This is a genomic window from Bradyrhizobium sp. SRL28 (genome assembly GCF_018596315.1).
Classification (GTDB): domain Bacteria; phylum Pseudomonadota; class Alphaproteobacteria; order Rhizobiales; family Xanthobacteraceae; genus Bradyrhizobium.
The window spans coordinates 433,361-446,037 of record NZ_JAHEAG010000003.1; the positions used below are offsets into that span (position 1 = coordinate 433,361).

At 64.2% G+C, this 12,677-nt stretch carries 13 protein-coding genes; 7 read left to right on the top strand and 6 right to left on the bottom strand.

Annotated elements, in window-relative coordinates; genetic code table 11:
• Window positions 1–119: 119 nt before the first annotated feature.
• Window positions 120–1,079: a carbohydrate ABC transporter permease gene (locus tag KIP88_RS09940; protein WP_214487704.1), complete on the top strand. Its 960-nt coding sequence runs from the start codon at window positions 120–122 to the stop codon at window positions 1,077–1,079.
• Window positions 1,072–1,974, top strand: a complete 903-nt coding sequence (locus KIP88_RS09945; RefSeq protein WP_214487705.1) for a carbohydrate ABC transporter permease — start codon at window positions 1,072–1,074, stop codon at window positions 1,972–1,974. Before KIP88_RS09940 ends, KIP88_RS09945 begins: the two co-directional genes overlap by 8 nt.
• 203 nt (window positions 1,975–2,177) lie before the next feature.
• On the opposite strand, the gene KIP88_RS09950 is transcribed toward KIP88_RS09945, so the two are convergent.
• The 6 genes from KIP88_RS09950 to KIP88_RS09975 form a co-directional block, all read right to left on the bottom strand.
• Entirely contained in the window at window positions 2,178–3,008 is an 831-nt protein-coding gene (locus KIP88_RS09950) for an energy transducer TonB (protein ID WP_214487706.1), read from the bottom strand.
• 4 nt (window positions 3,009–3,012) lie between these two features.
• Window positions 3,013–3,456 (bottom strand): TonB system transport protein ExbD, encoded by a 444-nt coding sequence (gene exbD, locus KIP88_RS09955; protein WP_214487707.1) that lies wholly within the window; start codon window positions 3,454–3,456, stop codon window positions 3,013–3,015.
• A 17-nt stretch (window positions 3,457–3,473) separates the two neighbouring features.
• Window positions 3,474–4,235, bottom strand: a complete 762-nt coding sequence (gene exbB / locus KIP88_RS09960) for a tonB-system energizer ExbB (protein WP_249790709.1) — start codon at window positions 4,233–4,235, stop codon at window positions 3,474–3,476.
• Between the two features lie 55 nt (window positions 4,236–4,290).
• Window positions 4,291–4,806, bottom strand: a complete 516-nt coding sequence (gene hutX, locus KIP88_RS09965; RefSeq protein WP_214487709.1) for a heme utilization cystosolic carrier protein HutX — start codon at window positions 4,804–4,806, stop codon at window positions 4,291–4,293.
• A 13-nt stretch (window positions 4,807–4,819) separates the two neighbouring features.
• Window positions 4,820–5,155 (bottom strand): antibiotic biosynthesis monooxygenase, encoded by a 336-nt coding sequence (locus tag KIP88_RS09970; protein WP_214487710.1) that lies wholly within the window; start codon window positions 5,153–5,155, stop codon window positions 4,820–4,822.
• Between the two features lie 135 nt (window positions 5,156–5,290).
• The gene (locus KIP88_RS09975; RefSeq protein WP_214487711.1) at window positions 5,291–7,660 is read right to left on the bottom strand and encodes a TonB-dependent hemoglobin/transferrin/lactoferrin family receptor; all 2,370 of its coding nucleotides are present in this window, start codon (window positions 7,658–7,660) and stop codon (window positions 5,291–5,293) included.
• Between the two features lie 258 nt (window positions 7,661–7,918).
• Here KIP88_RS09975 and KIP88_RS46430 point away from each other — a divergent pair, with 258 nt between their 5' ends.
• From KIP88_RS46430 to KIP88_RS10000, 5 genes are all read left to right on the top strand, one after another.
• Entirely contained in the window at window positions 7,919–8,125 is a 207-nt protein-coding gene (locus KIP88_RS46430) for a hemin uptake protein HemP (RefSeq protein ID WP_249790654.1), read from the top strand.
• A 20-nt stretch (window positions 8,126–8,145) separates the two neighbouring features.
• The gene (locus KIP88_RS09985; RefSeq protein WP_214487712.1) at window positions 8,146–9,099 is read left to right on the top strand and encodes a hemin ABC transporter substrate-binding protein; all 954 of its coding nucleotides are present in this window, start codon (window positions 8,146–8,148) and stop codon (window positions 9,097–9,099) included.
• On the top strand, window positions 9,096–10,187 hold the full coding sequence (locus tag KIP88_RS09990) for an iron ABC transporter permease (protein WP_214487713.1): 1,092 nt from the start codon (window positions 9,096–9,098) through the stop codon (window positions 10,185–10,187). Before KIP88_RS09985 ends, KIP88_RS09990 begins: the two co-directional genes overlap by 4 nt.
• Window positions 10,184–10,990: a heme ABC transporter ATP-binding protein gene (locus KIP88_RS09995; protein ID WP_214487714.1), complete on the top strand. Its 807-nt coding sequence runs from the start codon at window positions 10,184–10,186 to the stop codon at window positions 10,988–10,990. The genes KIP88_RS09990 and KIP88_RS09995 overlap by 4 nt, the downstream gene beginning before the upstream one ends.
• Window positions 10,991–11,097: 107 nt before the next feature.
• On the top strand, window positions 11,098–12,450 hold the full coding sequence (locus KIP88_RS10000; protein WP_214487715.1) for an esterase-like activity of phytase family protein: 1,353 nt from the start codon (window positions 11,098–11,100) through the stop codon (window positions 12,448–12,450).
• Window positions 12,451–12,677 lie beyond the last annotated feature (227 nt).

The window sequence follows — 12,677 nt, forward strand, 5'->3', positions numbered from 1 at the left end:
GCTCATTCCGGGGCGAACTATGGTGCGCAATTGCGCACCTGAGAATCTCGAGATTCCGGGTCTGGTGCTTGCGCACCATCCCGGAATGACTGCTCCGAATCGGACCAGGACAATCTCCAATGTCTGTGACGACCCTGCCTTCTCGACGCGTGATACAGCAACGACAGCCGGGCTGGATCGTCCGGCTGTTCGACTACAAGCCGTTCCTCATCGTCATGTGCCTGACGCCGGCGATCGGCCTGCTCGCGGTATTCCTCACCTATCCGCTCGGCCTTGGCGTCTGGCTCGCCTTCACCGACACCACCATCGGCCGGCGCGGCATCTTCGTTGGCCTCGAGAATTTCCAGTATCTGTGGAGCGATCCCCTGTGGTGGGGCGCGGTGTTCTACAGCGTGTTCTACACCGCGGTCGCGACCTTCGGGAAATTCGCGCTCGGCTTCTGGCTGGCGCTGCTGCTCAACAACCACTTCCCGCTCAAGAGCCTGTTGCGCGCCATCGTACTGCTGCCGTGGATCGTGCCAACGGTGCTGTCGGCGCTGGCGTTCTGGTGGATCTACGATCCGCAGTTCTCGATCATTTCCTATCTGCTGGTCGAGGTGCTGCACATCCGCACCACCAATATCGATTTCCTCGGCACGCCCTGGAGCGCGCGCTTCTCGCTGATCGTAGCCAATATCTGGCGCGGCATTCCCTTCGTCGCAATCTCGCTCTTGGCAGGCCTGCAGACGATCTCGCCCTCGCTCTATGAGGCGGCTATGCTGGACGGCGCCAGTGCCTGGCAGCGCTTCCGCTACATCACCTTCCCGATGATGCTACCGATCTTGGCGATCGTGATGACGTTCTCGATCATCTTTACCTTCACCGACTTCCAGCTCGTCTACGCCATCACCCGCGGCGGGCCGGTCAACTCAACGCATCTGCTCGCAACGCTCGCGTTCCAGCGCGGTATCGCCGGCGGCGAGCTCGGCGAGGGTGCGGCGATCGCGGTGTCGATGATCCCGTTCCTCGTGTTCGCGACATTGTTCAGCTACTTCGGCCTCGCGCGCCGCAAATGGCAGCAGGGAGAAGCCAATGACTGACGTAGCCGCCCAACCCGGTAACAGCAATGTCGCCAGCGCCACGCCGGATACGATGGCGTGGGATTCCCGCGCGCGGCGGGTGATGATGATCTATCTGCCGCTGTCCTGCTTCGTGCTGATCCTGCTGTTCCCGTTCTACTGGATGGCGATCACCGCGTTCAAACCGAACGCCGAGCTTCTGAACTTCAAGGAGCACAATCCGTTCTGGATCTCCTCGCCGACGCTCGCCCATATCAAGCATCTGCTGTTCAACACCGCCTATCCGACCTGGCTGAAGACCACGATGTTCGTGGCAATTGGCTCCACCTTCCTGTCGCTGTTTGCCTCTACGCTTGCAGCCTACGCGATCGAGCGCCTGCGCTTCCGCGGCAGCCCTTACGTTGGCCTCGGCATCTATCTCGCCTATCTGGTGCCGCCTTCGATCCTGTTCATTCCGCTGGCCACCGTGATCGTGCAGTTCGGCCTGTTCGACTCACCGATGGCGCTGATCCTGGTGTATCCGACCTTCCTGGTGCCGTTCTGCACCTGGCTTCTGATCGGCTATTTCAAGTCGATCCCGTATGAGCTGGAGGAATGCGCGCTGGTGGACGGCGCCACACGGCTGCAGATCCTGCGGCGGATCACGCTGCCGCTCGCGGTGCCCGGCCTGATCTCGGCCGGCATCTTCTCCTTCACGCTGTCGTGGAACGAGTTCATCTACGCGCTCGCCTTCATCCAGAGCGGCGCCAACAAGACGGTGCCGGTCGCGATCCTGACCGAGCTCGTCACCGGCGACGTCTACCAGTGGGGCGCGCTGATGGCAGGCTCGCTACTCGGCTCGCTGCCGGTCGCACTGTTTTATTCGCTGTTCGTGGATTACTACGTGTCGTCGCTGACCGGCGCGGTGAAGGAATAGCACCGCAACTTCACCTCTCCCGCTTGCGGGGGTCGAGACGAGCGAACCTCGCTCTTAGGTCGTATCGCATCGCAAGATGCGATACGGGTGGGGTGGGGGAAGCTCTCTCCACACGGGCAGTGTGACTCGCGGAGACACCCCCACCCCAGCCCTCCCCGCAAGCGGGAGAGGGAACAAATCCCTCCAGGGATGGCCATCCCACATTACCGGATATAGAACGCCACCGGCGCGCTAAACGGCATTGAGGACTGCTTCACATCAGCAGGAAATGCGGGGAACGGCTGGGCACGGCGCACCATCGCCAGCGTCTCGGCATCCAGTTGCGAATGGCCGGACGAGCCGCCGAGGCTGACGGAAAGCACTCCGCCGCTGCGGCTGAGCGTGAAGCTGACCCGCGAGGTGCCCTGCTGGCCCGCGGACTTGGCGGCGGGCGGGTACTGCTTGAAGCGTTGCAGATGGGCTGCGACCATCTGCCGATACGAGGCGAGGGCCGCCGCCGATGCGCCGGCGTTGGCGGCGGACGCGGCCGGCGCCTGGCGTTCGGCCTTGGGCGAGGCCGTCGTTCGCGGCGCAGGCGGCGCGTCGGAAGGCTTCTTCGCGTCCACGCGAACCACTTTGGGCTTTACTGGCGACGGCTTTTTCTCGGGCTCGACCTTGGCCGGCTCCGGCTTCGGCGGGGTCGGCTCGGTCTTCTGCTCCGGCGGGGCGACAACTTCCGGCTTCTCCTGCGGCGGCGTCGGCGCGATCTGTTCCTGGACTGCTTCCGCAGCCGCGGGCTCCGGCGGCGAGGCATCGGCCTGCTGCATGACCGGTCCCGGCGCGAGATCCGCTTGCGTCGGCTGTGGTGCGGTGGAAACCGGCGTCATGTCCACCATGATCGCAGGCAGGGAAACACCGGGCACCGGCCGCTGCGTGTACCAGTTCAGCGCCAACGCGATCAGCGCAGCATGCGCGGCCGCGATCGCGAAAGCCGACGCACCCCAGCGCCGGGCGGAGGCCTGGTCGGAAACATCATGCAGCGCGAACGCGTTCACGGCGCTAGCTCCGGCCGTCGAGGCCGACCAGCGCGATCTTGAGGTAGCCGGCGTTGCGCAACAGGTTCATCACTTCCATGAGGTCGCCATAGCTGACGGCCTTGTCGGCGCGCAGATAGATACGTTCGTTCTTGTCGCTCTTGGTGGCGGCGTCGATGGTGGCCGTCAGCGTGTCGCGCGCGATGATGTCTTCGCCGACGGCAACCGACAGATCCGGCTTCACCGTGACGAACACCGGCTTGTCCGGACGCGGCGACGGCTCGACCGCGCTGGCGGGAAGATTGACGCCGAGATCGACGGTTGCGAGGGGGGCGGCGACCATGAAGATGATCAGGAGCACCAGCATCACGTCGATGAACGGCGTGACGTTGATCTCGTGCGCCTCGACAAGATCGTCGCTGCCGCCACGCGCCCGGCCCCCGACCACGCTACCCAGTTTGGCGCCCATCGCTCACACTCCCTCGCTCACTCGGCGGCGCGCGCGAGGCGAAACGAACCGCGATCGCCCTCGCGGCTAATCAGGAGCAGCACCATCGCCGAGGCGTCGCCGATCAGCGCGCGATGGGCCGTGATCGTGCGGGTGAGATGGTTGTAGATCACGACCGCCGGGATCGCCGCTACGAGACCTAGCGCGGTCGCCAGCAACGCCTCCGCGATGCCGGGAGCAACGACGGCCAGATTGGTGGTGTGGGCTTCGGAAATGCCGATGAACGAGTTCATGATGCCCCAGACCGTTCCGAACAGGCCGACGAACGGCGCGGTGGCGCCGATGGTGGCGAGCACGCCGGTGCCGCGGGCGATCTGCCGCGACATCGCGGCCTCGACCCGCTCCAGCCGCAGCGCCACCCGCTCCTTGAGGCCGTCGTCGAAATGGCCGCCGGACAAGCTGGCCTCGCGCGCGGCGGACTGGATGATCTGCGCCACGGCATCGTTGCCGCCGCGGGTTTCTTGCTCGGCCTTGGCCAGCACCGTATCGGCTTCCAGCAGGCTCAGGCGGCGCCTGGCGGCTGCCGTCTTGCGGCGGACTTCAATGGTCTTGGCAAGCCAGATCGTCCAGGTCACCAGCGAGGCGAAGGCAAGTCCCACCATGACCGCCTGCACCACGATGTCCGCATTCAGGAACATGTTCCAGGGCGACAGGTTGCGCGGCAGCAGCGCAACGTCAGTGGCGGCGAGCGCCACGCCCGGAAAGGCGGCCACACCGGCCGCGCCACACCAACGGATCATAATGTCCAGCACTGTTCGCTGCATGGCCACCTCCCGGACTGACAATGCGGATCGGCTACGCCGCGCGGGCGGGCGCGATCCTTTCGGCCAACGTGTGAAAGCGTTGCAACTGGTCCCCGCGCAGCGCGCGCGTCTCGTCGCGGCCGACGAACACCTTGAACATGATGCCGCCGTCCACATTGATGAACGCGATGAAGGCCGACGCCTTGCCCATGAAGGGCCGCTCGACGAAAGCGACAGCCGCGCAGCGTTCGTGACGAAGATGGCCGTGAAGCCCCTTTGGCTGCATCAGGTTGAAATAGCCGCGGCCAACCTCGCCCGCCGGGATGGAGCCGGTGAATTCGAAGATCGCATCATCAGTGTGGACGATCAGCGTCACCTCGCCCCATTGCGCGACGTCGTTCATCGCGGCGCCAAACTCGCTGCCGCCGCCGATGCGCACCATCGTTTCCGGCAGTGCCTCGAGCACGGCGCGCGGCGTAACCTTGCGGTCCCGCGCCACGTCCTCGATGACAGCACCGGGATTCTCCGCCATATAGGCCTTGAGGTCGGCTAGGTCCGTGCTCAACATCGCACCCTCCCCGTCAAGCGGCGGCGCTGGACTTGCGCTCGCTCAGGATCACTTCAAATCCTTCAAACTTGGGATGGCCGAGATAGAGGCTTTCACCGGTCTTGTTGTCGGCGCGGGCGTGGGCGCGGCGGAACTCTTCCGATTTGGTCCAGGCTTCGAACGCGGCCTTGTCGACCCAGACCGTATGCGACGAATACAGCGTGTGATCGTCGGCGACGGGTCCCTTGAGCAGGTGAAACTCGACGAAGCCGGCCATGCTGCTGAGATAGGACTCGCGCGTGCGCCAGACGGTCTCGAAGGCCGCTTCGGAGCCAATCTTCACCTGGAACCGGTTCATTGCGATAAACATTTCAAAATCTCCTTGCTGCGTTGCTGGGTGCGCCTGGCGTACCGTTTGAGTTGGTTGGAAACACGCATGCACCGAAGCCGCGCTGGAGCATCAGCGCGGCCCGGTGCAACTTGATCGGTTTGTCAGCTCGTCGAACTAAACTCCGCCAAAGTGAATTTTCAATCCGGCCTTGTAGACCCTGCCCGGTCCGGGGCTCGACCACAACACGTCGTTCTGCGTGGTGCCGTCGCTGGAACTGCCGGGGATGGCGTAAGGCCGGTAATACTGGTTCAAGAGATTGTCGATCGAGGCCGAGAACACAATGTCCTTGGTCGCGTTCCAGGTCAGGTACAGATTGACCAGCTCATACCCGGTCGCGGGCAGATAGCCGGCGGGCACGTCGTTGTTGGCGCCGAACGAGGACCACTGCGCGGCCAGGATCAGCCTGCGGTCGAGCAGCCGCACGCCGCCGGTTGTCGTGATCTTGCGCGGCGTGATGGTCGCGAGCCCAATATTGGTCGCGACGTTCTTGCCACGGATCAGGTGGCCGGCGAGGCCGACATACCACAGGCCGGCGTCATACACCGTCTCGGCCTCGATGCCCTCGATCCGCGCCTGTGCGATGTTCTGGTACTGGAAGAACTGGCTGAAGAGGCCCGGGGTAGGGAAGAGGATGGGCGGCCGCGGCGTCGATCCAACGAGATCGATATAGTCGCTGACATCGTTACGGAACACGTTGAACTTGCCGCGGAAGCTGTCGTTGGCGCTGAAGATGTTGTCATACTTCAGGTTGATGCCGACTTCCTTGTTCTTGCCGACCTCCGGCCGCAGACTTGGATTCGGCAGGAAACAGAACAATCCGACCGTACCACCCGGGCAGGGAAAGAACGGAGGGCCGCCGCCGGTCGCGTGCTCGCCGGCAATCAGCGTTTCCGTGATCGAGGGCGCACGATAGCCTTCGGCATAGCTGACATAGGGCGTGAAACCCGCCACCGGCGTCACACCGATGGTGATCTTCGGCGAGAAGCGGTCGCCGCCGCCACCGGTTGCCACCGTCGGCGAGTGAAGCTCGTAGCGGTCGTAGCGGATCGCGCTGACCGCCTCGAACCAGGTCGAATAATTCTGCTTCAACTGCGCGAAGCCGCCGGAAACGGTGCGCAGGCCGCCGGGCGTGGTGATGTTGGAGTTGCCACGGCTGTCGGATGTTCTCACGTCATCCTGGAAGGCATCGATGCCGAACGTAACCGCGTTCCGCCAGTCGCCGACATTGAAGCGCGTCGTATTGTAGACGTCGATCCCGAGCGTATCGATCACATAGCCGCGCTTGTCGCCGACGCAGCCGGAGACGTTATTGCCGACGTTACCGGCGCCGCAAAAGGCGGCCCCGCCGGTGCTAATATGAGCGGTTTTGATCTGGTCGTTATCGGTGCGATTGCCGTAGAGCGACAGATTCCAGTCCCACAGATTGTCGTCCGGCTTGCTGTATTTCCAGGTGAGCGTGCCGGTGTAGTTCTTGGCGTCGGACGCATAGACCGACGACCCCTGGAAGAGTGCGCGCTGCGCCGCGGTCAGAACCGGCCCGCGATTGAACTGGCCGATGCTGTACTGGTAGTCCTGAAAGATGCCGCCGAGCTTGATCTCGTGGCCGTCAGCCGGCCGTACCGTGACCTTCATCAGGCCGGCCGCGATCTCGTTACCGGTATTGCCGATCTCAGTACCGTTGCCGTCCTTGTAGTTGCCCTGCGTGCGGTAGACCGCGCCGCCGAACACATCGACATCGGGATTGACGCGCACGCCGCCGAAGATCGAGCCGAGGCCGCGAGCGCTGTTGGTACCGCCGGAGCCGGTCATATCAACGCCCCAGCGCTCGCCCGGGCGCACGACGTCGTTGATATCCTTGGTGCGGAACGAGACCACGCCGCCGATCGCGCCGGAGCCGTAGATGTTCGCGGTCGGGCCGCGCACGATGTCGACGCCGCCGACCAGTTCGGGATCGAGGAAGAACGAGCCGTTGGCATTGTGGCCGGTCCGCTGATAGTTCTGCCGCGCGCCGTCGACGACAACAGCGACGCGGCCGAAATCCTGCAGGCCGCGGATGTTGATGACGGTCGAGGGGTCGTCGCCGCGCTCCTGGAACGAAACACCTGGCACGTTGTAGAAGATATCGGACAGCCGGTTCGGCTGCAGGCCCTGGATCTGCTCGAGCGTCACCACGCTGACGGGAGCCAGCGCGTCGATCGCGCGCTCCTCGGTCTTCGAGGCCGCTACCGTGATCGTATCGAGCGATTGCACCGGTCCAGCGCCGATCTGCGCCATCGCATTCCTGACGGGCGTCGGGGCTTGCTGCGCCTGCTGCGGCTTGGCTTGCTGGCGCTTGGCTTGCTTCTGTTTCTTCTGCTCCGAAGAGCGCGTAATCGTCTCCGCGTCGAGCGCCTGCGCGAACGCCGCGCCTGACGACATCAATGCGAACGAAAATGCCGACGCGCCCAAAACCAAGGCGCGCGAATGCCTGACCCCGAAAGCCATATTGCCCCAACCTGTTGTTCTGTCTCTTGGGTTTGGCTGGCGGGAGCCGCGGTGATGAGCGGCTGCTTGCTGGCTACCAATTTCTCGCGACCGGGCACCCCCGCTCGTATCGCGTCTATCTTGGTTACGCCGCGTTGCGGAACCGGTCAATAATGCCAGGGCGCACTTTATATCGATTGTAAAGTGCAGCAGTTGGATTGCGCGTCGATCAAATTATACAAGCAGCTGTTCGGGAACATTGGGGACACAACAGCAATTATGGCGGCACCTTCAGGAGATAATGTCGGAGGCGCCGGAAAACGTTCCGAAAATCCGTCGCCTGCGACGCGCCTTCTCACCATGAACGGCAGCCGGATCGACAGCCGCGAGCTGTTCGCGACCGAGCGCGAAATCATCATCGCGCATGGCGAGGACAACTACCGCTTGCGGCTGACGTCGCAGAACAAGCTGATCCTGACCAAATGACCCGACCAGGTGAACCGGTAATGGCATTTTGTCGCACGCTCGCATTGTCGGCCGCCGCGGGTGCTTTCCTGCTTGGCGGCACAGCACTCGCCGCGGGCATTACGGTGCATGATGCACGTAACCGCGACGTCACCATCAGCGATCCCGCGCGAATCGTCTCGATCGGCGGCGCGATTACAGAAATCCTCTACGCGCTCGGTTTCGAGGACCGCCTTGCCGGCGTGGACTCCACCAGCTTCTATCCGCCCGCGGCGCTGCGCGACAAGCCGAACGTCGGCTATATGCGCCAGCTTTCGGCCGAGGGCGTTCTTGGGCTCAATCCCTCGCTGGTGCTGGCGGTGCAGGGATCCGGTCCGAAGGAAACCATGGACGTGCTGGAGGCAGCCAAGGTGCCGCTGGTGCTGGTGCCCGAAACCTTTTCGGAAGCGGGACTGATCGACAAGATCAAGCTGGTCGGTCACGCCATGGGCGCGGACAAGCGCGCTGAATGCCTGACGGCGGCGGTCGCCGGCGATCTGGCCCAGCTGCGGGAGCTGCGCGCCAAGGTGACCAAGCCGGTCCGCGTGATGTTCGTGATGTCGCTGCTGAACGGCCGCGCGATGGCCGCCGGCCACAAGACTGCTGCGAACGAGATCATTGCACTGGCCGGCGGTGTCAACGCCATCGACGGCTATGACGGCTACAAGATCATCAATGACGAGGCGATCGTCGCAGCCAAACCCGACGTGGTGCTTTCGATCCAGCGCGGCAAGGACTCGGTGGCCGCGGAAGCCGTGTATGTCCACCCCGCCTTCGCGCTGACCCCGGTCGCGGCCAACAAGACCTTTATCTCCATGGAAGGCCTCTATCTGCTCGGCTTCGGCCCGCGTACGGCAGCCGCAGCGCGCGATCTCTCGGTCAAGCTCTATCCGGCGCTGGCGCCTCAGGCGGAGAAGTTCAAGCCCGCGGCACTCACCGCCGATTGCCGGCAATGACCGCTCTCACTGATGCTGGCGCGAAGCGCCGCAGCGGGTATGCGCTGCGACCGCCCGCTTCCCTCACCCTCATCTGCCTGCTCGCCGCGCTTGCCGGTGCGGCGCTGGTCGCGCTCACGATGGGCGCCGCCGGAATTCCGATGGCGCGGCTGCCTGCCGCGCTCGGCCTGTGGGCGGACGCTTCAGCCAGTCCAACGCTCGCGCGCGACCAGCTCGTGCTGTGGTCGATCCGGATTCCGCGGATCGCCGCCGCGGCGATGGTTGGCGCCCTGCTCGCCGCGTCGGGGGCGATCATGCAGGGGCTGTTTCGCAACCCGCTCGCCGACCCCGCGCTGGTCGGCGTTTCCTCCGGCGGCGCATTGGCAGCCGCCGCGGCGATCGTCATCACCGACAGCCCGATCGGCCAAAGCCTTCATTTCATGCAAAACCAGTTGCTGCCGATTGCGGCCTTCGCGGGCTCGCTGGTGACGACGATCGCCCTTTATTCGATCGCGAGCCGTTCGGGTCGCACCTCGATTGCGATTTTCCTGCTGGCAGGCATTGCCATCGCCGCCATCGCCAATGCCGGCATCGGGCTGCTCGTGTTCATCGCCGACGACCGCCAGTTGCGCGACATCACGTTCTGGATGCTGGGCTCGCTGAGCGGCGCGACCTGGCCCAAGCTCGCCGCGCTGGCGCCGGTGCTGGGGCTCGCTTTGATCGCCTGCGTCTGGATCGCGCGTGGGCTCGATGTGCTGGTGCTCGGCGAGGCCGAGGCGTTTCACAGCGGCGTCGACGTCGAGCGGTTGAAGCGGATTTCGATCGTGCTGGTGTCGGCGATGACGGGGGTCGCGGTTTCCGTCTGCGGCGTGGTCGGCTTTGTCGGCATCGTGGTGCCGCATCTGCTCCGGCTGGCGATCGGGCCGGCGCACCGGCTGCTGCTGCCAGCCTCGATGCTGTTAGGTGCGGTGCTGCTGGTGGGCGCCGATACGCTGGCCCGCACCATCGTGGCGCCCGCGGAAATGCCGATCGGCGTCCTGACGGCGGCGATCGGCGCGCCGTTCTTCCTGGGCATGCTGTTGCGCCAGCGCGGGCTGGTTTCGCTATGACCGCCATTCTCGAAGCGCAATCGATCTCGATGACGATCGGGGGCGCCACGCTGGTCGATGCGATCGATCTGCACATCAAAGCCGGCGAGATGGTCGCAATCGTCGGTCCCAACGGCGCCGGCAAATCGACGCTGCTGCGGATGCTGTCCGGCGATCTCCGCCCGACGCGCGGGCAGATCAAATTGAAGCAGCGCGATATGCACGCCTATCCGCCGCGCCTTCTCGCCCATCACCGCGCGATGCTGTCGCAGCATGTCAACGTCACCTTCCCGTTCACGGTCGAGGAAATCGTCCATATGGGCGCGGGCGACGCCGGCCGCGCCACCGCGCAGCGGCTGGTCGATGCCGCGCTCGGCGAAGTCGATCTGGCGCATTTCAGCCACCGGCAATTGCCGACGCTCTCCGGCGGCGAGCAGCAGCGCGCGCATTTTGCCCGCGTGCTGGTGCAGCTCGCCTGCGGCGAAGAACAGCACGGCCCGGGCCTGCTGCTGCTGGACGAGCCGACCTCCAGCCTCGACATGCGCCACCAGATCGACCTGGTGGAAACGGCGCGGCGGCGCGCGCAGAACGGCACCGCCGTGATCGCCGTGCTGCACGACCTCAATCTGGCGATGCGCTTCGCCGACCGGATCGTGCTCCTGCATCGCGGCAAGCTCGCCGTCGATGGCGGCCGCGCCGAGGCGATCACGGCCGAGACCATCCGCCGGATTTTTGAGGTCGACGTCACGATCGACTATACCGATCAGGGCGTGCCGTTCCTGCTGCCGCAGACGATGCGGCCGGCAGGCCCGCCGACGGCATAACGCCGCAGCGTTATCCCACGGCGTTACAGCTTCTTCACGGAACTGTCAGCCAATTGTAACAACCCCTCCGCAAGACAGGCGCGTCGTCATCCCACAGGAGATCCGCCATGCGCGTGTCATTGTTCTGCTCCGTCGCGTCAGTCTTTCTGGCCGGCGCCGCCTTCGCCCAGGGCGAGGGTGAGTTTCCCGCCACGCTGAAGGGCCACGCCGTGCTGCCGGCGCAGACCTTCATCGATGCGCCCACCGATGCGCCCGACGATCTCAAGACCGCGGGCAAATACACCACCGGCAAGCGCGTCGATGCCGTCGGCACCGTGATGGGCAAATCATATGAGCGGCCGACCGGCGTGTCGCTGCCGTTCAAGGGCCAGCCGCTGCAGGGCCATTCCGGCATCAAGGTGATGCCGGACGGTTCGTTCTGGGTGCTCACCGACAACGGCATGGGCTCGCGCTACAACTCGGCCGACTCGATGCTCTATCTCAACCGCCACAAGATCGACTGGGCGACCGGCAAGATCGAGCGGCAGGAAACCATCTTCCTGCACGACCCAGACAAGAAAGTGCCGTTCCGCATCCTGCATGAGGACACCGCAAAGCGTTATCTCACCGGCGCCGACTTCGACACCGAAGGATTTCAGATCATCGGCGACACTTTCTGGATCGGCGATGAGTTCGGCCCCTATGTGCTGAAGGCTGACAAGACCGGCAAGATCCTGGCCGTGTTCGACACCATGGCCGACGGCAAGCCGGTGCGCTCGCCCGATCATTGGTCGGTGCAGTCGCCGGCAGCACCCGGCGCGAGCTACACCACGGTCAATCTGCGCCGCTCCAAGGGATATGAAGGCTTTGCAGCCTCGAATGATGGCAAGTTCCTCTACGGCCTGCTCGAAGGCCCGCTGTGGGACGCCGAGAAGAAGGACGTTGAAAAGATCGACGGCAAGGAAGCTGCGCGGATTCTCGAATTCGACGTCGCGGCGGAGAAGTTTACCGGCCGCTACTGGAATTACGTGTTCGAGCAGAACGGCAACGCCATCGGCGACTTCAACATGATCGACGCGGCGAGCGGCCTGATCATCGAGCGCGACAATGGCGAAGGCACCGCCGACAAGGCTTGTCCGGCCGGCCAGCGCGGCGAGAACTGCTTTGCAGATCTGGCGAAATTCAAGCGCGTCTACAAGATCGAACTCTCAGACGCCAATGTCGGCAAGCCGGTGCGCAAGATTGCCTATATCGATTTGATGAAGATCCGCGATCCCGACAACAAGGCGCGCAAGCCGCTCAACGACGGCGTGCTGACCTTCCCGTTCTTCACCATCGAGAACGTTGACCGCGTCGACGACACGCATATCATCGTCGGCAACGACAACAATTTGCCGTTCTCGTCGAGCCGCGATCCCAACAAGGCGGATGACAATGAGTTCGTGCTGCTTGAGGTGGGCGAGTTTTTGAAGGCGAAATGAGTTCGTCGTCGCACACGACTTCGTCGTCCCTGCGAACGCAGGGACCCATACCGCGTGATCTCTCTTTTGACTGCCATGGCAGACGCCTTCGTTCAAAAACGAAGGCCGGTGGCTATGGGTCCCCGCGCCCCGTGCGCAATTGCGCACTAGGCGGGGACGACGTGGGGAGAGATGGTGCGCAAGACGACGTCCCCGTCATCCTCCTAGGCATGACGGGGAAGCTCGTG

Bases quoted from the DNA above. Each gene is read 5' to 3' on its own strand.
- KIP88_RS09940 (WP_214487704.1), top strand. From the start codon at position 120: ATGTCTGTGACGACCCTGCCTTCTCGACGCGTGATACAGCAACGACAG.
- KIP88_RS09945 (WP_214487705.1), top strand. From the start codon at position 1,072: ATGACTGACGTAGCCGCCCAACCCGGTAACAGCAATGTCGCCAGCGCC.
- exbD (WP_214487707.1), bottom strand. From the start codon at position 3,456: ATGGGCGCCAAACTGGGTAGCGTGGTCGGGGGCCGGGCGCGTGGCGGC.
- exbB (WP_249790709.1), bottom strand. From the start codon at position 4,235: ATGATCCGTTGGTGTGGCGCGGCCGGTGTGGCCGCCTTTCCGGGCGTG.
- hutX (WP_214487709.1), bottom strand. From the start codon at position 4,806: ATGTTGAGCACGGACCTAGCCGACCTCAAGGCCTATATGGCGGAGAAT.
- KIP88_RS09970 (WP_214487710.1), bottom strand. From the start codon at position 5,155: ATGTTTATCGCAATGAACCGGTTCCAGGTGAAGATTGGCTCCGAAGCG.
- KIP88_RS09975 (WP_214487711.1), bottom strand. From the start codon at position 7,660: ATGGCTTTCGGGGTCAGGCATTCGCGCGCCTTGGTTTTGGGCGCGTCG.
- KIP88_RS46430 (WP_249790654.1), top strand. From the start codon at position 7,919: ATGGCGGCACCTTCAGGAGATAATGTCGGAGGCGCCGGAAAACGTTCC.
- KIP88_RS09985 (WP_214487712.1), top strand. From the start codon at position 8,146: ATGGCATTTTGTCGCACGCTCGCATTGTCGGCCGCCGCGGGTGCTTTC.
- KIP88_RS09990 (WP_214487713.1), top strand. From the start codon at position 9,096: ATGACCGCTCTCACTGATGCTGGCGCGAAGCGCCGCAGCGGGTATGCG.
- KIP88_RS09995 (WP_214487714.1), top strand. From the start codon at position 10,184: ATGACCGCCATTCTCGAAGCGCAATCGATCTCGATGACGATCGGGGGC.
- KIP88_RS10000 (WP_214487715.1), top strand. From the start codon at position 11,098: ATGCGCGTGTCATTGTTCTGCTCCGTCGCGTCAGTCTTTCTGGCCGGC.